Annotated in this window: 19 protein-coding genes; 12 read left to right on the top strand and 7 right to left on the bottom strand. The window is 53.7% G+C overall.

Annotated features, from left to right (window positions below; all coding sequences use genetic code 11):
* The first annotated feature begins 182 nt into the window (after positions 1-182).
* From METMA_RS25100 to METMA_RS0118710, 12 genes are all read left to right on the top strand, one after another.
* Positions 183-1,196, top strand: a complete 1,014-nt coding sequence (locus METMA_RS25100) for a glycosyltransferase family 2 protein (protein ID WP_020160651.1) — start codon at positions 183-185, stop codon at positions 1,194-1,196.
* A gap of 5 nt (positions 1,197-1,201) precedes the next feature.
* Positions 1,202-3,241 (top strand): glycosyltransferase family 2 protein, encoded by a 2,040-nt coding sequence (locus METMA_RS25930; protein ID WP_156830558.1) that lies wholly within the window; start codon positions 1,202-1,204, stop codon positions 3,239-3,241.
* A 360-nt stretch (positions 3,242-3,601) separates the two neighbouring features.
* Positions 3,602-4,924 (top strand): glycosyltransferase, encoded by a 1,323-nt coding sequence (locus METMA_RS0118755; protein ID WP_020160649.1) that lies wholly within the window; start codon positions 3,602-3,604, stop codon positions 4,922-4,924.
* A 209-nt stretch (positions 4,925-5,133) separates the two neighbouring features.
* On the top strand, positions 5,134-5,940 hold the full coding sequence (locus tag METMA_RS0118750) for a polysaccharide deacetylase family protein (RefSeq protein WP_020160648.1): 807 nt from the start codon (positions 5,134-5,136) through the stop codon (positions 5,938-5,940).
* Complete coding sequence (locus METMA_RS0118745; protein WP_020160647.1) at positions 5,937-6,869, top strand: glycosyltransferase family 2 protein; 933 nt, start codon at positions 5,937-5,939, stop codon at positions 6,867-6,869. The genes METMA_RS0118750 and METMA_RS0118745 overlap by 4 nt, the downstream gene beginning before the upstream one ends.
* Positions 6,866-7,816: a glycosyltransferase gene (locus tag METMA_RS0118740; RefSeq protein WP_020160646.1), complete on the top strand. Its 951-nt coding sequence runs from the start codon at positions 6,866-6,868 to the stop codon at positions 7,814-7,816. The genes METMA_RS0118745 and METMA_RS0118740 overlap by 4 nt, the downstream gene beginning before the upstream one ends.
* A 12-nt stretch (positions 7,817-7,828) precedes the next feature.
* A complete protein-coding gene (locus tag METMA_RS0118735; protein WP_081917788.1) occupies positions 7,829-8,416 on the top strand; it encodes a tetratricopeptide repeat protein in 588 nt (195 codons plus the stop codon).
* A gap of 109 nt (positions 8,417-8,525) precedes the next feature.
* Complete coding sequence (locus tag METMA_RS0118730; protein ID WP_020160644.1) at positions 8,526-9,461, top strand: glycosyltransferase family 2 protein; 936 nt, start codon at positions 8,526-8,528, stop codon at positions 9,459-9,461.
* Positions 9,462-9,532: 71 nt separating this feature from the next.
* On the top strand, positions 9,533-10,792 hold the full coding sequence (locus tag METMA_RS0118725) for a putative O-glycosylation ligase, exosortase A system-associated (RefSeq protein ID WP_020160643.1): 1,260 nt from the start codon (positions 9,533-9,535) through the stop codon (positions 10,790-10,792).
* A 125-nt stretch (positions 10,793-10,917) separates the two neighbouring features.
* On the top strand, positions 10,918-11,769 hold the full coding sequence (locus tag METMA_RS0118720) for a hypothetical protein (RefSeq protein ID WP_020160642.1): 852 nt from the start codon (positions 10,918-10,920) through the stop codon (positions 11,767-11,769).
* Between the two features lie 292 nt (positions 11,770-12,061).
* The gene (locus METMA_RS0118715; protein WP_020160641.1) at positions 12,062-12,832 is read left to right on the top strand and encodes a capsular polysaccharide synthesis protein; all 771 of its coding nucleotides are present in this window, start codon (positions 12,062-12,064) and stop codon (positions 12,830-12,832) included.
* Between the two features lie 49 nt (positions 12,833-12,881).
* Complete coding sequence (locus tag METMA_RS0118710) at positions 12,882-14,705, top strand: asparagine synthetase B family protein (protein ID WP_020160640.1); 1,824 nt, start codon at positions 12,882-12,884, stop codon at positions 14,703-14,705.
* Positions 14,706-14,709: 4 nt separating this feature from the next.
* On the opposite strand, the gene METMA_RS0118705 is transcribed toward METMA_RS0118710, so the two are convergent.
* From METMA_RS0118705 to METMA_RS0118675, 7 genes are all read right to left on the bottom strand, one after another.
* Positions 14,710-16,059, bottom strand: coding sequence for a phenylacetate--CoA ligase family protein (locus tag METMA_RS0118705; protein WP_020160639.1), 1,350 nt, complete (start codon positions 16,057-16,059; stop codon positions 14,710-14,712).
* Entirely contained in the window at positions 16,038-17,153 is a 1,116-nt protein-coding gene (locus METMA_RS0118700; RefSeq protein ID WP_020160638.1) for a glycosyltransferase family 4 protein, read from the bottom strand. The genes METMA_RS0118705 and METMA_RS0118700 overlap by 22 nt, the downstream gene beginning before the upstream one ends.
* Positions 17,150-18,355, bottom strand: a complete 1,206-nt coding sequence (locus METMA_RS0118695; protein ID WP_020160637.1) for a TIGR04063 family PEP-CTERM/XrtA system glycosyltransferase — start codon at positions 18,353-18,355, stop codon at positions 17,150-17,152. Before METMA_RS0118695 ends, METMA_RS0118700 begins: the two co-directional genes overlap by 4 nt.
* Positions 18,356-18,461: 106 nt before the next feature.
* A complete protein-coding gene (locus METMA_RS0118690; protein ID WP_020160636.1) occupies positions 18,462-19,535 on the bottom strand; it encodes a nucleotidyltransferase domain-containing protein in 1,074 nt (357 codons plus the stop codon).
* Entirely contained in the window at positions 19,532-20,425 is an 894-nt protein-coding gene (locus METMA_RS0118685) for an HprK-related kinase A (RefSeq protein WP_269634245.1), read from the bottom strand. The genes METMA_RS0118690 and METMA_RS0118685 overlap by 4 nt, the downstream gene beginning before the upstream one ends.
* A 19-nt stretch (positions 20,426-20,444) precedes the next feature.
* The gene (locus METMA_RS0118680; RefSeq protein WP_162181887.1) at positions 20,445-20,780 is read right to left on the bottom strand and encodes an HPr-rel-A system PqqD family peptide chaperone; all 336 of its coding nucleotides are present in this window, start codon (positions 20,778-20,780) and stop codon (positions 20,445-20,447) included.
* A complete protein-coding gene (locus METMA_RS0118675) occupies positions 20,749-21,492 on the bottom strand; it encodes a hypothetical protein (protein ID WP_020160633.1) in 744 nt (247 codons plus the stop codon). Before METMA_RS0118675 ends, METMA_RS0118680 begins: the two co-directional genes overlap by 32 nt.
* Positions 21,493-21,522 lie beyond the last annotated feature (30 nt).

The raw sequence follows: 21,522 nt of genomic DNA, 5'->3' as shown, positions 1-21,522 counted from the left end.
ATAATGTTTTCACTAATTCTTTCACAGTCTCTTTAGGCTAAACATTACAGCGCTGCCTGTCAGCGATAGAAACATATATTAAATGTTAGTGCTTTTACCTATTCGAGATTACTCGAAATAATTCTGTCCAGGCTTAATTTCTGCTCTGGTTGAGATAAATATGTCAACAGGACAACAAAACCATGAAAAAAAAATCACAGCCTCATATTTCAATTATCGTTTTAAACTGGAACGGCAAGGAAGATACACTGGAATGCCTGACTTCTCTCCAGGCTGTCACTTATCCTTCTTTCAATATCATTGTCGCCGATAACGGCTCGACCGACGATTCTGTCGAAGTTATACGACAAGCCTATCCTGACATTCATATTTTAGAAAATGGCGCTAATCTGGGCTTTGCGGAAGGCAATAACCGCGCCATGCTATATGCTTTGGCTCATGGTGCGGATGCGGTCATTATTTTGAATAACGATACGATAGTTGATCCCAATCTTTTGCAAGCTTTTAATGATGCGTATGCTTCTTTACCTGATGCTGGTATTTTAGGCGCAACCATTTTTTATTATGACCAGCCTGATGTGATTTGGGCAGCGGGCGCTAATTGGGATTTTAAAAATCACCGGCAAAAGTTTGTGTGTCTTGGACTCCGTGAATCAAGCTTACCTGATACCAAATCTTATGAAGTGGAATATGTTTTGGGATGCGCGCTATTTGTCCATAAAGAGTTAATTAACAGGATAGGAGGCATGGACCCTTTATTTTTTTTAAATTGTGAAGAAAATGATTGGTGCCGGAGGGCAAGGAAAAATGGGTACAAAATTTACTCTGTTCCTGATGCTAAAATTTGGCACAAAATTTCATCTTCATTTGGAGGCCAATCCCCTCTGTGGAAGTATTTTATAACCAGAAATCAGCTTTTGTGGGCCAAGCGCCATTTATCACTAAAGGAATATTCTTTTGTTCTAAAAAGATTTATTAAAGAATTCTTTCCCCTTCTATCCATATCTAAAGAAACCGGAGAAATCAACTTAAAAACTATCTATTGGGGAATTAACACATGGCAAAGACAATTCTTTAACCGGTTTGAACAGCCCTATTATCTCGCTTTGCTGTATGGTTTACTTCATTATTTCTCAGGAACTTATGGTGATTGTCCGCCCAAATTAAAAGCGCGGTTAACTCAAAAAACAAATTGATTTTTATGCCGACCGTTTCCGCACCTGATATCAGCGTCAACCTTACGGTTTTTAATACGGAACCGTTCCTGGCTGAGTCAATTAACAGTATTTTGTCCCAATCTTTTCAGAATTTTGAATTGATTGTCGTTGATGATGGCAGCACCGACGGCGGTCTGGAAATTCTGGACAAGTTCGCCCAGCAAGACCCCCGAATTAAATTATTCAGACAGGCCAACAGCGGAGTCGGCGCGGCCCGGAATCTGGCGTTAAAAAACAGCCGGGGACGATACATTGCCGTTATGGATGCGGACGATATATCACTGCCGGGGCGATTCGCCCTGCAAAAGGATTTTCTCGACACGCATGCCGAAATCGATGCGGTAGGCAGCCAATGGTTAATGATCAAACCGAACGGGGACGAAGCGGGCATTGACACCCATGCAACCGAACCCGCCATGATTCAGGCGCTAATGTATGGTTACTATGCCTTGCATCATCCAACTACCATGATCCGGCGCAGATCGATGGAGGCGGTCGGCGGATACGGTGAGGAGGCAGGCCGTCTTTGCGTCGATTATGATTTGTTTATGCGCATGCAAATGCAGGGCGGCAAATTCTCAAACCTGCCTTTTGTCCTTTTCAAGTGGCGGCTGAACCCTGACGGAATTACTCATGGCAAGGCCAGGCGTCAAACCGAATTTGTGGTAAAAACACGTACTGAAGGTTTTACGCGGCTATCGCACACTGATCCGGACCAGGCCTTGCAATCGGCCCGCAATCTGCTGATGAGCTTTCCCGAAGGCACCTGGTTCGACGAAAAACTGCGGCAGACCTTGCCGGGTGAAGACCGTTCGTATTTGCTTCAGGCACTCAAATCGACACCCCAGCCGGAGGCTTATTTTTCAGCGCTTGAATATCGGATTCTGGAGTGGTTCGAGGGCCGGTTACCGGCTGCCGACGCATTGGCGGCGGAACTGCGAAACAGCGGCCTGCCCTGGTTCGCCCATCAGCTTGAAGCCCGATACGGATTAGCCTCCGCCGACGATTCGCCGCCCGCGGATTTCAAGCCGGCCAAAGCCCGATCCAATCAACTCAGCGTATTGCTCCCCTATTCAACGGCCGACAGCGATCTGCTTGAGCGCATCGCCAATATCCATGAATGCATCCCCGGTGCTGAAATCGTGGTTTTTCCGACCGAACCGGGCGCCGTGGACGATAATATTCCAGCGCCTCGCGGCGTAATCCTGATATCAACAAAAGCGATCCTCAAAACCTCGCCCTGGGAAGCCGCTTTGAAAGCCGCATCGGGCCGTTATATCGCCTATCTGGAACCCAACTGCCGCTTTGATGCTGTCAGTGCCCTGAACGCCCTGAAAAAACTGCAGCTGGGATTCCCCCTGGTTTACGTCCCGTCGAACAGATATTATCTGGAGGCGCTGGATGAACACGGCCTGCCTTATAAGGACCCTGCGCCGCATCCGAAATGGACGCAAGAGACACTGTTAGGCCAAAATCGGATTATTTTAAGCGGCTTCTGCCATCAGCGCAGCCTGCTTGAAAAACTACAGCTTCCGGCAAGCGAATGCGGCAGCGCTTTTTCAACCGCCCTGGCCATGGGACTCGCGCATCGCAACGAACTGGTTCTGGCCGATGGCTACTATCGGCAATACATACCCTGCCTCTCCCTGAAAAACCGTGTGACGCACCATTTCAAACAGCATATGCTCATCTGGTATTTCGATTCGGCGCTAGGCACGCTTCCGGATAAAGCCGTTTGGGGAAAACTGAATGCGTCCGAGGCCGAAGTGATTGCGAGAAAGCTGGATGCCATCGCGCGCGCCGGCGCTTTTTACCCTCACTGGAAAAACAGAACGGATTTCCGGGATTTTTTCGTGAAAAAAGTGCCTTCACCCATTCGTTTTGCATTATTCAGGCAGCTGATTGAGCGCTATGGACCAGAGATAAACGACGCGCTGGCCAGAGCAGGGCGAAGCGGAGAACCATTGCTTTGCTCGGCCTATTCTGTGATAATCAGGCTCACGCATCAATTCCGGCTCAAATAATCAAGCCGCTTCAACAAGTTAGCCGTTTCACTCTTTAAGAATATTGATCTGACGAGGAGAAATACCGTGCGAACTGGTTTCATTGCCCTTCCTTTTTCTTCCTTTAAACAGCGACGCCTCACTTTATTGCCTGGAATCGGAAACAGCGGCCTGCGCTCGAGGGCTCATGCCTGTGTATCGCTGGAAGCATGGAACAGACGGTTCCTCTGCGTCATCCCCGTTCGATCGTTATTTCCAACAGCGCCCTTATCGGTCATTTTGCAGTTCCGAACATAGGCAGGATATGGCGCATAATGACTCACGAATGGCTGTCGTTCAGGCCATTTGCCCACCGTGAACTTGAGAAAACCGGTTTGGCCTATGAAAACACTGCATATTTTTCATCACAGCAATTTAAAAAACGGTGTCGATAAAACCACTTGTACTTTATTATCCACCCTAAAAAAAATCGGCGGCGATCCTATTGCCGTTATTCCTGAAACGGGCGATGTCTCGGACTTTCTTGCGGAAAACCGGATTCCGTACCGGATAATCCCGTTTTCCTGTTGTTCCAGCGAAGCCTGGCGGGCCGGATTCAGGTTTTTTGCCGAGTCTTTCAGCCAAAGCGAAGAATTACTGAAACTCATCAGGCAAGAAGCGCCTGATGTCGTTCATATCAATACCGGACATTTGCTGCATGCCGGATTAGCCGCCGCCCGATGCAAAGTGCCGGCTATTTGGCATATCCACAGCCCTTTCGATTTCGATCTCAAGCGATATGCCGACTCAATCGGTTCCAGCGGCTACGCCGGACTGCTTGAGCAATTAAGCACGCTGCTTATCGGCGTTTCAGACGATGTCAATCGCTCGCTGCTGGAAAACCTGCCCAATGCCCGCATTACCACTTTATACAACGGCATAGATGTAGACGGTCTCAGATCCCTTGCGCGGCTTTCCTCAACGGATATCCGTTCGGACCTGGGGCTGCCGGACAAGGCGACGCTGGTCATGGGCATAGGCCGGATTTCCGCGCAAAAAGACTTTGCCGGTTTTGCACGTGTTGCTCATCGTGTTTGCCAGCATCGCCCCGATACGTTTTTCATTATCGTCGGCCCCAAGGAAGAGTCCGATGCGGTAAAGCAGCTCGAACTTGAAGTTGAACGTTTAAATCTGGCGGACCGGTTAGTTGTACTGGGACCTAGAAGTGATGTGCCCGGTCTGATCGCGCAAAGCGATATTTTTCTGTCAACCGCTGTATTCGAAGGCCAGGGTCTTGCCGCGCTGGAGGCCATGGCCCTGGAAAAACCGGTCGTAGCCATGGCGTGCCAGGGACTGCGGGAGTGCATCATGCATGAGCATGACGGACTGCTGGTTCCTCCGGCCGATGAAAATGCCGCGGCGGATGCCGTCGTTCGCCTATTGAATGACCCCGTTTTTTCCGCGAAACTCGGCGCCATGGGAAAAAAATCAGTGTTAACCAAATTCTCCAGCCTTGAATATGCCCAGCAGTTTCTCATGATCGCCGAAACCGCCAGACAGTTAGGACCGCCGCCCATTTCCGGACACGAGCTGGAAATGCTCAGAGGACTGCTGGGCGAAATCAACACCGCTCACCATAAATTACTGGAATTTGAACAACAATCGATAAAGCAGCGGTTCAAGCTGTTGATATGGTATAGCTTACAACCCTTTAAAACTCGTTAGGCGACTGCGCGGGCAGCCGGCATGAAATAATTTGAACGCTTGGCCAGTCCCAGGGTCAACTGGTCAATTGCTTTTGTACGACACCGATGCCTTTAAGGCGACGGGCCGGATGCGGCTTTAAGTTGCCTGCTTGTTTTTTTTAGTAAAAAACGGCCCCATTCGATATGGGTGCATTCCTTACGATTTGATATACGGCAAAGTGACCTGTTATGTATATTGATCCCTTGTCAACAAAGCTATTAAGCGGCGCCGGGCGAAACGGCATCATATCGCTGATGTACCATTCGATCACGCCGGGCAAGACCCGGCCGGACTGGCAGTGGGCCTTGTCTTTTCAAAGCTTTTGCGAGCAACTCGATGTATTGCAGGACAACGGCTGGACAACGGTCAGCGCCAGGCAGCTGGCAGCCGGTAACGGGAAACTGCCCGCCAAAACGGTTCTGCTAACTTTTGACGACGGTTACGCCGATAACTTTCCCGCCTTTGAGGAACTGGCCAGACGCCGCATGACCGCCACCTGGTTTGTGGTCACTAAAGACTTGGGGCAGATGTCTTCCTGGATTGACGACGACGCTCCCTCCTGTCAGTTACTCACTGCCTCGCAACTGGCGGAAATGCATGCGTCCGGCATGGAAATAGGCTCGCACACGCATACTCACTGCCGGCTTCCCGAACTGGCTGCCAAGCAAATCGATGAGGAATTAAACCGCTCGAAAGACTATCTGTCCCAACTGTTGAATGGGCCCGTCACTAGCTTTGCTTATCCCTATGGCTTGTATGACCGGCAGGTTTTATCCGCGACAAAATCCGCCGGTTATCAGACTGCCTTCGCCACGCGCTCCGGTTTCGGCGTGGTCAATGACAACCTGTTGGAAATCCGGCGCGTTGCCGTCATGGCCGGCGATTCCTTGTCGGTTTTCGCCCGCAAGCTGACCTTTGCCGATAATGATGTGAGCTGGCCCAAAATGAAGTCCTACGTTGCCGATCGCCTCAAGGCGCGCCTGGGAGGGGCATGATGGACGCCAGACCACTGATTTCCGTCGTTATGCCCTGCTTCAACGCAGAAAAGCATCTGGCCGCCAGTCTCGCGAGCGTGTTTCGCCAGTCTTACGACAATCTGGAATTGATCGTTGTCAACGACGGCTCCACGGATGGCAGTTGGAGCCTGCTTCAAAGCATTGGCGATCCCCGGCTTCGTGTTCTGGATCAAGCCAACGCGGGCGTCTGCAGGGCGCGCAATCAGGGCATCAAGGCGGCGAAAGGCGAGCTGATCGCGTTTCTGGATGCCGACGACACCTGGCATGCCGAATGTCTCGAGAAACTGTATCAGGCTTTATGCGCGGCTCCGTCGGCGGCGCTGGCCTATTGCGGCTGGCAGAATATCGGACTGCCCGGCGGACAGGGCGAACCCTACGTGCCGCCCGACTATGAAACAGCCGACAAGCTGGCGTTATTGTTCGAAAATTGCTGCTGGCCCATTCATGCCTGCCTAAGCAAAAAAGCATTGATTTTCGAGGCCGGCCTGTTCGATGAAAGCCTGGTCACGTCGGAGGATTTTCTGTTATGGCTGAAAATCGGCACCCGCTACCCTATCCAGCGGGTGCCGGAAGTGCTGGCGTTCTATCACTTCCATGACGGCCTGCAAGCCACGCGCAACAAGGAAAGAGCCGCTCTCAACCACTGGAACGCGCAACGGGTTTTCCTCGATCGGCACCCCCTGGCCGCCGATAAGCTGGGCGCCCGAAGGATCAGGCGCTTGATGCATGGCGAGCTGCTGCGCCGCGGTTTTGAATGTTACTGGAAACGCGACATCCGCTCGGCCCGCATCATTTTCAGGAAAGTCATGCGCCATGGCTATGGTTCGATACGGGACTGGAAATACATGCTGCCGTCGCTGCTGCCATTGCCCCTTCATCAAACCCTGCTGCAAAAATTCAGCCAATGAATGCTCCGGCCGCCGTCAAAGACCAGATTACCGTCGCGATATGCAGTTACAATGCCGCGCACTATCTGCCGAATCTGCTCGAAAAGCTGATCGCTCAGGACTGCCCCATGCCGTTTGAAATCCTGATCGTCGATAACAACAGCACCGATCATACCCAGGCGCTGGTGCTTGGCTTCTCCCCAGCCAACGGCATACCGATCCGTTATGTCAACGAGCCTGAGCAAGGCATCGCGTTTGCCCGCAACCGGGCGATCGAGGAAAGCCTGTCCAGCCGCTATCTGGCCTTTATCGATTCGGACGAGATGCCGGCGCCAAACTGGCTGAAATCGGCGCTAAAACAATTGGGCGATCAAGACATCGATTGCGTCGGCGGCAAAATATCCATTGCCCTGCCCCATCGCCCCGCCTGGCTCAGCGATGATCTGTTGCCGTTCTATGGCGAAGTCGACCACAGCGACCGGGCATTTCGAATCACCGACGCCGCCACCCCCATCTGGAGCGGCAACATTGCCTATAACACGCGCGTATTCCGGCAAGGATTACGCTTTGATACGCGCTATAACCGCAGGGGAAAAGGCATCGGCGGCGGCGAGGACGCCAGGATGCTCGACATGTGCCTGGCGCGCGGCTTCAGCCTGGTATACGAACCGGACATGGAAATTCTGCATCTGATCCCGGCGGAAAAAATCAGACGCTCGTATTTTTTGAAGCTGCATTATCTCAGCGGCAAAAAAGCAGGCCTGCATGAAATACCCGATTTCAATCGAAGCATCCTGGGCGTTCCGCCTTTTATGATTCTTCAGTTCATGCGGCATTTTCTGCTGGCTGTCGACATGGCCGTCAAGGAGCAATCCGGATCTCTGCGGCAGGCGATGAATGCCTCGCATGCGTTAGGCAGCATCTGGGGCAAGTTTCTTTGCTGGAAAAATCAACCTCTCAAATCCTGACAAGTGGCTATTATGACTAAAATATTTTTTATCCTAATCATAGCAGCATCGATCACACTTTCTAAACCAGGCATGGCCATTACCATCTGGCCCAAGAGCGACAAAGACTGGAGCATGCTTCCGCCTTTTTGCAAGGCAAGATCATACTCCGATAAACATCCGACTTATAAAAGTTGGCAAAGAAGGCTGGGCGGTGACTTTATTCATGTCCATCACTACTGCGCGGCGCTGCTTACCTTTAACGACGCGCATCGCTATACCAAAAGAGTGGATATTGCCGAACAATTAAACGCGGCCATGAGTGAAATAGATTATGTCGAGCACAGTTCACACCCCAATTTCCGTCTCTTGCCCCATATCTTCAAGACTAAGGCTGATATTTTCCTCGAATTGAAAAACGTTACCCATGCAGTGATGTATCTCAATAAAGCGATTCAACTGAATCCGAAATTTGTACCCGCTTATACCCGATTAGCCGATATCTATTATGAGCGGGGACAAAACGACGAGGCCCTGAAAGTGGTCAATCAAGCCCTGAAAATCAAGCCCCATTCGAGAGCATTGAACAAGCGCTTGAAAAAACTGCAGGCGAAAAAATAGAGCCAGAACCCGGGCAATAAGCCGGCCTGTCTTTTTCAACACTTCATGCCGGCTTAGCTCATTAACTAGAGTCATTAACCCTCGAGGACTGACCAGGATTGGCGCAATAATGAAACTGACCGTCATTATCTGTACACATAATCGTTTTCAACTGCTTGCCTCGGCAATTGATTCGCTTAACGCGGCCCATAAACCGGATCATTGCGAAATCAATATTCTGGTGATTGCAAACGCCTGCACGGACGAAACCGTAAGCAAACTTCAGCAGTACCGGGAGCTGCAACCGGAATACAATTTATTACCGCTGTCTTTTGCCGAAGAGCCGAAAGCAGGGAAATCCTATGCATTAAACCGTGCCGTAAACCAGGTGCGGGAAGGTTATCTGTGTTTTATCGATGACGACCACCGGGTTGACCTGAACTATTTTGCCGCTATCGCCAAGGCTATAAATAACTTTCCTGATACCGCGCTGTTTTGCGGTCCTATCTTTCCCGACTGGCAGGGCGATGAACCCGATTGGATACATGACACCAGCAAATACAAAATATACCCCTTGCCCATTCCGTATTTCGATCTGGGTCAGCAGCCCTTGCGATTAACGGAAAAATCCCATGCGCCGCTGCCGGGCGGCGGCTGGGTCGTCATCCATAGAGACGTGTTTAAGCGGGTGGGACTGTTTTCCGAAAAGCTGGGGCCTACGGGGCACAACCTGGTAGGCAGCGAGGACACCGATTTCTTTCTCAGGGCGTTAAGAAAAGGCGAAACCTTCTACTATATCCCCGATATCGTTCAATACCATTATGTTGATAAAAAACGCCTGCGGCTGAATTATTTAATGGCCAACTGCTTCCAGCGCAACCGCTCTTTCACCCTGACCTGTAACCCGATGCGCCGCGCCGTGCCCTTATATTTATGGCGCCAATTATTCAATCATATGATCGGGACTGTTTTTTCCTTATCCCTCAACAGAACCCGGTTTTATCTGATGCGGTGCGCCTCTACTTTAGGGGAAATTTTCGGCCTGCTTCAGACCAGAAAGCTATAACGAATGACTTTATTAGATGATGGCATTTTATGAATCCGATGCTCCGTAACATTTAAAACCCTATAACGATTATGCGTGATATCGTCGTACTCATATTCTTAACCGGCTGTATTGTCGCCGCCCTGAAAAAGCCATGGTGGGGCGTTTTATCGCTTGCCATTTTCAGCTATTTAAATCCTCATGCTTATGCCTGGGGATTTGTCAGAAGCCTGCCGGTTTATTATGTGCTTTTTTTGGTGGTCTCGGTCAGCGCCTTTCTGACCAAGGATAAGCAACCCCTTCCCAGGGACTGGCGTATTCCCGTATTCCTGATGCTCTGGTTTTATTACATTATCAGCTCCTGGCAGGCCTACTTGCCCGATATTGCCTGGAGTCGATTCTGGGTTATCACGAAAATCTACCTGCCGTTCATTTTTACCCTGATTCTTATCAATACGCGCCAAAAGTTGTATTACCTAATCGTGACTATCGGCGCTTCCATTGCCCTGGTTGCGGTCAAAGGCGGCATCTTCGCTATTTTGACCCGTTTTTCCTATCGCGTTTACGGTCCGCCCTCCACTCAGTTCGAAGAGAATAATTTATTTGCCCTGGCCGTACTGATGACAGTGCCGCTGTTGTTGATCTGGCGCAGAGAAACGGCGAACCGCTGGATTAAACTGGGAATCTACATGGCAATTCCCTTCATCTATACCGCTTCGTTGAGTTCCTGGTCGCGCGGCGCCCTGCTGTCCCTGGTCGCCCTGGGCTTCATATTGATCTGGCATAGCCGGCGCAAGTACCTTGTGGTTCCCATGATGATGATCGGGGCTTTTTTCGTTAAGGATTATTTGCCTGAAGAGTGGTTCAGCCGCATGCAAACCCTTGAAACCTATAATCAGGATGCCTCGGCAATGGGTAGAATCATTGTCTGGAAGGATGGCTGGAATCATACGCTCGACCATCCTTTTACCGGCACTGGATTCGATGGCTGGATCTATCTCACCGAACGCGACTGGCACAGTTCCTATGTCGAGATGTTCTCCGAACATGGCTTTATCGCTTTCGGCCTTTGGCTGGCGCTCATCCTGGGCACTTTAATAACCTTGACCTTGCTGCCGCGCAAAACGCGCCATGTCGAAGGCATGGAATGGGTAGCGAATTACTGCTACATGATACGCGCATCCTTGCTCTGTTTTATGGTCGGCGGCGCTTTTTTAGGGCTCGCTTATTTCGATTTTCTCTACCATCTGATCTTTATCACCGTGCTGGTTAAAAAATTTGCCCTGGAGGAATTGGCAAGCAAGCAGGAAGAAACCGTCAGGTTTCCCCTGGGCGTGCCTCAGAGCACGTGAGTATCCATAACCGGTCTGCGCCGCTTATGGTCATTATCAATAAACTGTAAATAAAAGGCATGTAGAACAATACGTTTTAGGATTTTCTCTTAAACAGTGCGTTATCAACGGACCTAGAGTTTACTATGAATTTTCGACGCCTATGTTTCAACACATTCGCTTGCTTATCGTTGATTTGCTTCATTGGTTCATCGGTTTGTTACCTGAGCTATAAAAACGATCTGGCATACCTGAAATCAGTCATACAGTCTCAAATTGGTAAGGAGCATTCGCCGCATTTATTTGCCGCCATCAATCATTGGGTTTATCAAAATCAGGGCTTCAGGAAAAATCACGACTTTTTCCTGTTCAAGTCGCTTGGTCCCACGCCCATCCAGGTTCTGGAGCGGGGCGGCGATTGCTCCGATAAATCCCGCTTGCTGATGGCCATGCTCGACTCGATCGACGTGGATTCCACACTGGTCATGTTATATGACGCGGACAATAAAACGCCGACTCACACTACCCTTGAGGTGCGTAACAAACAACTGAAAGCGGTTGCCGACCCTGTTTTCGATCTTGTTTTCCCGAACCCGGCTAACGGATTCTATGGCTTGCAAGACTTACGGGACAACCCGGCGATTTTACCTGACAGGCTGGATGAATTAATCCGATTACGGGGGCCATCGAACAAGATCGCTTTCTATAAAAGGGAACAGGAATCCTACCAGTACGCCACGACCATCAATTGGAATAAAAATGGTTTTTTACGGTTTATCGCCGACGGCTTAAAAAAAGCCGGCATTGAACCCAGGAATATCCGCAGGCCGCATTTTCTGGACGAACCCAAGCTGTTAATCAGCCTGATGCTGTTGTTGACGGGCAGCCTCTTGTTAATGCCGGTGTTAATGATCGGCAGGAAAACGCCCGTCCCGGCATATACGCCCGGCTCCGCCCGGGTGATGCCTGAACAGCCCCGGCATCCGCTGCGGGGATAAAAACCGACGTCTGACTAGCAAGCCAAATAAGTCTGTCAATGGTTAACCCGGATATTTCATGAAACCACAGAGAACACGAAGAACACGAAGAAAATCATGGCATTATCATTTCTCACAGATAACTTCATGAGCTCATTATGAAATATTTGCAAGTAATTGAATTGAAAAGCCTTCGTGTGCTCGATTGCCGTTCCAGACGCAATTCTACCGCCTCCATCCCTGGAGGCGTTCGTGTCCTTCGTGGTGAAATATTCAGGTTAAGGGTCACTGATTTTTTTACCAAGGGGATACTATGAAAGATATCTGGATGTATTGGGAAAACATGGGCAAAACCAGGCCGGAGTATATCAATTTGTGCATACAAAGCATCATGACTCATAAAGGCAATCTGCGGCTCAACTTACTGGATCAGGACAGCATCAATCAATACATACCCGATTTGCGCCCCGAATGGCACCGGCTAAAAAAGGCCGCCCACAAAGCCGACTATGTCAGAACCCGGCTGGTTTATGCCTATGGCGGCATGTGGATCGATTGCGACATGGCGGCCCTGGACAGCATCGAGCCGTTATTCGATTTTCCCGATTGCTATGATTATGCCTGCCAGGATATCGGCCAGAGCATCGGCTGTTTTATCGCCCGTCCCGGCTGCGCATTGTTAAAAAATGTCATCGAAGCGCAAGACCAGGTCCTGGATGAAAATTGCAGCGATTTTCAATGGAACGGCATCGGCAATGAGCTGCTGGCCAAATACGGAAAAGACTACGATTATTTTCAATGGCCCAAATGGACCCTGGACGAAATCCCCGGCAATGCCATCGCCAAATTGCTGTCCCCTCGTGAGTCCTTTGAGGATAATATCGATCACAATGCCGTGATCTTTCATTTCTGCAATGAATCCATAGGCCCGTTGATCCAGAAACACGTGAAAAGCCGCCGGCTTACCACATCGAACAAGCTGATTTCCAAAATTTTCAGAAAAGCCCTGAAAATCGATGAGCCCGTTGCTGAAGAAGACGCCAGACTCTTTCCCTTTTTAAGAAGAATCCTTCGGCAGCCCTGAAACAGACCTTTAGTTCAATCCAACATTAAAATTCACGGCGGGACCTACGATGAGCTCTATTTACGGCTGGCTGTCAACAACGAACACCAACGGCTTGGCGCGCGCGATCAACGCCCAGCGAGCGGCTGACCCCTGTTTAACCGCAAACGCCCAGCAGGTTTCCTGCCTGCGGCCGGCTACCGAGATCGCCGGCCACGGCTCCACCGTGGCGCCATGTATTTACCAATCGGAGTCATTACTGGCAATGATCGAAGGCTCGCCGCGCTGGCAGGACAGCGCGCTGGCCGGGATTGCCGAACGCCATGGCCCGGCCCAGGCGCTGGCCGAGGGCTTCCAGCGTCACGGACGTGCGGTGCTAGGCAGGATACGCGGGGCCTTTGCCTGCTATGTGTCGGAGCCCGGACGGCATTACGCCTTGCTGGCGAATGACCGGTTCGGCATCCGGCCGCTGGCTTTTTATGCCCGGAAAGACTTGCTGGTATTCGGTTCGCAGCTTGATCACATCATCGCGCACCCTGGCGTTCAAACCGGCCTCGATCCGCAGGCGATCTTCGATTATTTGTATTTTCACATGATTCCGAGCCCTGGCAGCATCTATGCCGGCGTTTCCAAACTGCAGCCCGGCGAGTTCGTCGAATTCAACGACGGGCATATCCAGCGCGATTTTTACTGGCAAATCAGCTACGCCGACAGCCCCGATCCGGAAAAGGACCTGCGCGCGCAACTGCACGACCAGTTGACCCGATCCGTCTCAGCCTGCGCCCCGGATAGCCACACCGGCGCCTTCCTGAGCGGCGGTCTGGACAGCAGCACCGTGACCGGCGTGTACCAGACATTATCGTCCGACCCGATCGACGCGTTTGCCATCGGTTTCGATGCCGAAGGCTACGATGAAATGGCCTACGCCCGCGCCACGGCCCGGCATTTCAAGGTCAACCTGCACGAATACTATGTCACGCCCGCGGACGTGCTCCAGGCGATTCCGTTGATCGCGCGGACCTATGATGAACCGTTCGGCAATGCCTCGGCGATCCCGGCCTATTACTGCGCCCGATTCGCCCGCGAGCATGGCATGCGGCAACTGTTGGCCGGCGATGGCGGCGACGAGATATTCGCCGGCAACACCCGCTACGCCAAGCAAAAACTGTTCGACCTGTACCGCCATGTGCCGCTGGCGCTCAAAAGCGGCCTCATCGAACCGGTCGCCCAAATCACCCCGCTGCTTGGCAAGGTCAGAAGCTATATCGAACAGGCCGGAATCACCATGCCCGCGCGCATGGAAACCTATAATTTTCTGCACCGGACGCCGCTCGCCGATATTTTCACCGCCGATTTCCTGGCCCAGGTCGATGCCTCGGCGCCGCTGGCCAGTCTGCAGCGGACTTACGACCGCGCCGGCACCGATGACCTGGTCAAGCAAATGCTGTTTCTGGACGCCAAAATCACCTTGGCCGATAACGACCTGCGCAAGGTGAACCGCATGTGCGACCTGGCCGGCGTCGGCGTGCACTATCCGCTGCTGCAGGACAATCTGGTGGAATTCGCCGCCAGCATCCCCTCCGGCTTGCTGATGCAGCGCTTTCAGTTGCGTTCTTTTTACCGGAAATCGATGGCCGGCTTTCTGGCGCCGGAAACCCTGAGCAAAAGCAAGCATGGCTTCGGCCTGCCGTTCGGCCTCTGGATGAGCGCCGATCCGGGACTTCGGGAATTCGCCGACGTGAATCTGCGCGGCATGGCGAACCGGGGCATCATCCATCCGGACTACATCAAGACCATCATCAAGGCGCAGCAACAAGGCCATGCCGCCTATTACGGCGTGATGATCTGGATCCTGATGATGCTGGAGCAGTGGCTGATTTCACATAACCAGTAAAGGCTCATGGCGCGACATGGCTGACGACATAGCGGTACTTGCCGGATTTTTCCCTGGCAATTTCATCGTGGTACTCTATGCCGACGCTGACTCCCGCGCCCAGGCGTTTTTTGAATTCACGCGCGATGATCGCTTCGGCATCGGGCCGGTAACCCCGGTTCCGGACGATCTGGACCGTCGTGCTGTCAGGGCTGTTCTGTATGATCTTGAAAGAGGCAATCCCCGGCAAATCGCGCAGCACGTAAATCAGCGCCAATCCGTGCAGCACCGTGCCATCCTGGGCGATCACGAAATCGGTCGCGCGCCCCTGGATTTCCCGCAGCAACGGCAAGCCCCTTCCGCACGGGCAAAGCTCATCGCCCAGCACGCCGACATCGCCGGTCCGGTAGCGTATGAACGGGAAATCGCGCGTGGCCAGATGCGTGACCACGATTTCCCCGGCCTGCCCGTTCGGCAACACCCGGCCATCCCTGTCGATGATTTCCACGATGATGTCCTCGGCCGTGATGTGCATGCCGCCGGCCGGGCATTGATGGGCAATAAAGCCGGCATCGCGCCCGCCGTAACCGTTGGCGACGGGACAGCCGAACGCGGTCTCGATTTTCTCGCGCTGATGGTCGTACAGCCGCTCGGAGGTCACGAAAGCCACTTTAATCCCTAAATCGTCGAGTTTTTCACCGGTTTTGCCGGCATGGTCGGCAATATGCGCCAGCGCCGACGGATAGCCGAACAGCATGCGCGGCCGCCGGGTGCGGATGTCGCGGATAAAACCGTCGAGCTTGGCCGGCGACATTTCAAAGGCCGGCAACAAACGCGTGCGCAACAGCTGGTCACGGATCAGCTTGATCCTGTCCTGTGCCCCGAGCTCTATCGGCGAGCCCCAGATCACCATTTCCGGATCGCCGATATCGACCCCCCACCAGCGCGTGGCCCGCCACTTTGCCGCGACATCGTGGCTGACCCTTTGTTTGCCGATATGGAAAATCAACGGCTCGCCGCTGGAGCCGCCGGTATTGAACCGCGACAGCCCCACGGCGTTGTCGGCTTTTAACGCCTCGGTATGGGCGCGGATGTCCGGCTTTCCCATCAGGGGCAGCCGGCGCAGATCGGCCAGCGAATCCAGCTCGGCCGGCACGAAGCCGAGTCTGCGAAACAGCTGCCGGTAATAAGGCACATGCCGCTCGACGTCGCTCAGGAAGCGTTTTAAATTCTGTAGCCGCAGTTCCCGGAGCGGTTCCGGCGCCAGCCACTGCGTCCGCTCCATGTCCCTGTGCACGTCGACGGTCGTGTGCCGCTTGAGCCGCTCGTGCAGGGGAAAAATCACATTGGCTGTCAGCCGCGTATAAAAATCCATCCGCTTCTCCTCGACGATTGGTATAAATCCAGCCACAGGTTTTTAACCTCCGGCCAGGCGTATTGCCTGACTTCCCGCTGTCCGTTTTCGATCAGCGCCTGATAAAGCCCGGGCTCATTCAGCAGCCGGCGGATCTGTTCCGCCATCGAGCCGGCATTGCCGGCCTCGGCAAATAACGCCGTCCTGTCATGCTCGACAACATAAGGGATGCCGCCGACGCTGGTCGTCACCACGGCCACGCCGCAGGCCATGGCTTCGAGCACGGAATTGGGCATGTTGTCGACGGTGGTGGGATTGAGCATGATGTCGGCCTGCCGGTATAGCCGGGCGATTTCGTCCGGCGTCAGCTTGCCCGTGAACACCACGTTGCGCTCCAGGTTTTCCGCTGCCACCAGCTGCTGCAACGCGGCTTTTTCAGGGCCGCTGCCGGCGATCGTCAAAGTGATGCCGGGCACTGTCCGGCGCAGCAGCGCCAGCGCTTCAATGGCCGTCGCTATGCCGTAGATGGCTTCGAGATTACGCGTTATGACCAGTTTCGGGCTGTCGGCATTGAGGCGCCGGTCTTTTTCCGCCGCAACAAAACGCTGCAAATCGATGATATTGGGGATCACCCGCGCTTCTATGCCGAAATCGGCAAACACCTGCTTCAGGTAACCGGAGGGCACGACGACCGCGGCGGCTTTCCTGATCGAGGGACGGACCCAGCGCATGGACTGGTTGAAATAGCGCCGGGCTTCTCCGCCGCGGTAATTGATGATGACCGGCGTGCTCCTGAGCCAGCCTATCCATAAGGCCGGCGTCGCGAACAGTTGCCAGGACCAGCCCGAATTCGCCAGCACATGCATGACGTCGACCTGGCCGGCCAGCCGCCACAACCTGACCAGATAGGGCAGCAGGCGAAACAGCGCCCTGACGCCCCGGAGCTTTTCGATCCATTTCGCGCCATAAGGCGCGTTGGTCCGCACCAGACTCACTTGCAGGCCTTCCCGCGACAGCAGCCGGTGCAGCTGCTGCGTCTGATTGGCCATGCCGCCATAGGGCGGCGGCATGGGGCCGACCAGTCCGACATGCAGCGTATGCTCTTTGCGCATCATGGCGGGCTTAATCGGGAAAATACGTCCTGATAATGGCCGACGCTTTTCGCCCAGGTCCGCTCCTGCTCGACAAACCGCCGCGCCTCCCGGCGAAGATCCTGCCACTGCGCTTTATTGTCCAGCAAATTGATTATGGACGCCGCCAGCGCCGCGGCATCCCCGGCTTTAAACAGCCAGCCCGTTTTCTTGTCCTGTATCAATTCCTTATGCCCGCCGACATCGGAAGCGACGACCAGCTTGCCCTGCGCCATGGCTTCCAGCGGTTTCAGCGGCGTCACCAGATCGGTCAGGCGCATCGATAAACGCGGATAGACAAAGATACTGACCTGATTGTAATAGTCTTCCACCTGGTCATGCGGCACGCGGCCCGTGAGGATCACCTGTTGCTCCAGCCCCAAGTCGCGCGTTTTCTGCCTGATCAGCTGTTCCTGCGGCCCGCCGCCGACCAGCAACAAGCGGGTTTCCGGCTCTCTGGCCAATATCATCGGCAAGGCCTCGAGCAATAACGGCAAGCCTTCGTAAGCATAGAATGAGCCGATAAAGCCGAGCACGGTTTTGTTATGCAGACCCAGGCGGGCTCTGAGAATCTGGTCCGGCTCCACGCCTGCGGTGAAGCGTTCTATGTCGACGGCATTGGGAATGACGGTGATTTTGTCCGGGGCAATCCCGCGGCCGGCGATATCCGAACGCAGGCCTTCGCAAATGGTCGTGATCGCATCGGCCTGCCTGAACACGTGGGTTTCCAGGGCTTTGGTCAGGCGATAGCGGGCGCTGCCCTCGCGGGTCGTGCCATGGTCGACGGCTGCGTCCTCCCAGAAGGCGCGGCATTCGTAGACCAACGGGAGCTTGTGTGTTTTCGCGGCGTTCAGGGCGGCCAGGCCGTTCAAGGCGGGCGAATGGACGTGCAGGAGGTCGGGCTTGATTTGCGGGATGATTTCCTCAAGCCTTCGCGACAGGGATCGTATTATCGCCCATTGATCAAGGACCGGCATTTTCTTGAGCCATTCGGCCGGCCGGCCGGAACGGTAAAACCTGAGGCCCTCCACCTCTTCGATCGGCGCGATGGCAACGCGATGCTTGGCGGAGGTAAGATGAAATGTCTCCCAGCCCAGTTTGCGTTGCTGCTCCAATATGGCCTTGGTGCGGAACGTATAGCCGCTGTGCAGTGGAATCGAATGATCGAGGATATGCAGGATTCTCATCTTAATTTTTAGTCACCACGAAAATTTCAAAGTCATGTGCAGGCAGACTGGAGCTTTGGCGGAAACCCGCTTGGGCGGCTTGAAATGCCGGCTTTAACAATCCGGTCTACAGCCTTTCTCCCGCCAAACGTTTATATCCCTTTCGCAGCAGGTGCGGCACCAGTAAATAAACAGGCATTCTCAGCCAATGGGAGCGGACGAACAGCAGCCACCGCGCCAATCCCGTCCATCGGTCATTACAGCTGGCATGGTTCGGCATCAAGGCTCTGACGAACAGAAAATCCATCAGCCGGGTCCTGGCGGGAGCTTGCCGTTCCAGTACCGTTTGCACGTCAGCCGGCACCGGCGTGGCCAGTATTTTGTCCGCATAGCGGCAGGCATAAAACAACGCCCGCTGCTGGTTGAGCTCAACCGAGCGCCGCAGCAGTTTCTGCCAGAAACCGTCGGTTTTCGAGAATTCCCTCAACAATAAATCTATATCGGATATATCCCGAAAACCATGATTCAGCTCACCTTCGTGAAACAAATGCGCGGCGCTGTGCAATACCCGGTCTTCAGGCGCGAAAACCCGGAAATTCTTGCCCGGAATCCCTACCGAATTTTCGAACAGTTTATCGGCGTCGGGACACGACTTGCAGGTCTTGGGCAAGATGTTATGGTGCACGTCAAGCGATGTCTGGCGTTTCAGATGGCGCAGCGGCGGTATCTCATGCATCCACTGGCGGTAATATTTCTGATCGTAGGCATCAAACGTGCCGGCCATCCAGCCGGCACTGATCAAGGCCTGCTCGACCTCCGGCAAGCGGGCTTCCGGCACCATCAGGTCAATATCGGAAAACAGCCGTCCCCTGGCCGCCTGGTTTTCCGCCAGAGCGTAAGCCGTTCCCTTCAGCAGGATCAAAGGCACATCGAGGGCCTGCAACGCGCTCTCGATACAAGCCAGTTCCCAATGCAGGGAATGCCTGAAGCGTTCGGCATGGATGCGGGCAGCCCTCAAATGCGCGCCAGGCCTGTCCGGCACCCGCTCCAGCAACCGCCGGCTATCCAGTAAATGACTCAAGCGGGCCAGCACATTGGCCCGGCGCGCCTGCCGGATCAGCAGGTCCCACTCGGACAGGCTGAAGCCGAGCACGCTTTCAGGCTCAATGAAGGCCTGGCGGATCAGCGGCCCGGCCGTCAAGTCGCCAGCTCCGTAAAGACGGCTATCGCTTCGTCCAGTCGGCTATACTGGAATTCATGGCAGTCGCTGTCATCGATCAACCGTGCCAGGCTATTAAAGCCATGAGTGCCCAAGACGCTGTAGTTGAAACTGTTTTCCGCCGCGCGAAGCAAGGCCCGGCCTTTGCTCAGGCTCGTTAACTTCGTGCCTGAGCGCTCTTTGTAGCGTGGAAAAACCAGCTGCGCGGGCCTTGCGGGCCGCTCACCCAGTTCAACGCTCTGTAGCGGCGGCCGCATATGACCGACGGTGCCTTTTGCCGTGTCCCGTACCACAGGCCCCATGACCGAATCCGGAGAAAAAGCGCTGATGACCTCCAGCGACCGGTTTTTCAGGCTGATCGGCCGGGGAACCGGATAGAGTCCGCCGTCATCGACCGACAGCAAGGCCATTTCATCGGAAAGCAGCCGCCATCCTTCACAGACCAGCGCCGCGCACAGCGTGCTTTTTCCGCTTCCCGGCGTGCCCGCCAATACCAGGGCCCGGCTGTCCTTCGCCACGACCGCGGCATGAATAATCAGGTATTGGTTGGCGTGCCGGGCAATACACCAGTTAAGCCCCCATTCGAACAGGGCGCCGGCCTGCCCGTAAGGTAGCGGTTTGAAGGGATATTCGCCATCGAATGAAAAATTGACCTGCGGCCGCACATAGCGCCGCACGCCGAAAGGCGGCATCAATGCCACATGAAAATCACAGAAATCAGGGTCTGAAATTAATTCAAAATCCTTGTACAAACGGCGCAGATGTTCACTCACTTCACGGATTGATGAGGATAAACAGACGTTGAAACGCCCGATTTTTATCTTAAGCCCTCCGGCTGAAGATAAACACCGCCTTAATTCGGATTCAGACAAGCATGAAAGTTTCAAGTGATTAGCCTTCCCCGACTTCCAGCAAACCCGACTGCCCGCACTTCATGAGCAGTTCATCGAGAAACTGTTCAATTTCCTGGTCAGTCAATGACTTGAGCGAGGCCGCCAGCCTCTTCAGTAATGCGGCCCGCGAAAGGGGCTGCGCCGATACCGCCAGAATCAGGTCCGCACTCGCCTGGTCGAACAGATGCGTATCACCTGTTGCCGGATGGTAAAAGACATATTCATCACCCCAGCACCGATAAAGCAGCCTGCCGTTATCGGGTATGCGGATTACAGGCTCCTGCCGCATGGCGCCGGGCTGATCACCCGAACCGCCAGCGCCAGGTGGACTCAAGAAATTCATTAATATTAGTAATGGTTACGGCCATCGGAGACATGCCGGACCAGAGCTCCAGCACCTGCCTGGCGGTCAGCACATAATTGGGCACGTATTGCGCGTTCAACATGGCGGCCACGAAATGGGCTTTTATGGAAGCCGGCTCTTCATGCAGAATTTCGCGCATTGTAATCGAGCGTCTGGTCAGGCCATAATTTGCATCGAAGCGGCCGAAAGCCGGAAACACCTCATTGAACTTCGTGCCGCCGGTATAATCGTCGGGTTTGTCGGGCGTCGACTGGTCTGGCTTCGCCTTGAATTTGCCGAAGATAAAGCGTCGTTTTCCGGCCCATTGAAATACCTCTCTTCCTTGTTCGGTTCCGAATACGCGCGCCAGGGAAAAGCCTGTGTCCTCATGCCATTGAAATAATCCTCTACCGAGGCCAACCTTGCGCGCAACCACATCGGAGCCAAGCAGCGGCGCATTGGGATTGGACCAGGTTTCGATGCCAAATCCCGGTTCACAACTGCCATCGCCAATCTGGGAGACATTCCCCGACATCATCTGCGACAGGCACTGCGCCCCCAGGACAGGCCGGCTTGCCAGCGTTAAAAACACCGGCGCCGCCATGCCTGCCCGCGTGAAAGCTCGCCGGGACTTGTCAACGTGTTTCGCTTTGCCCTGAGGCGTCCGCCGATCCTGGGTTTGATTCTTTGATTCAGTATCCATAGGAAAACCTCATTGCGTTAATAACAAACA

This window comes from Methylobacter marinus A45 (assembly GCF_000383855.1).
Lineage (GTDB): Bacteria > Pseudomonadota > Gammaproteobacteria > Methylococcales > Methylomonadaceae > Methylobacter > Methylobacter marinus.
This window is presented reverse-complemented; position numbering and strand designations above follow the sequence as displayed.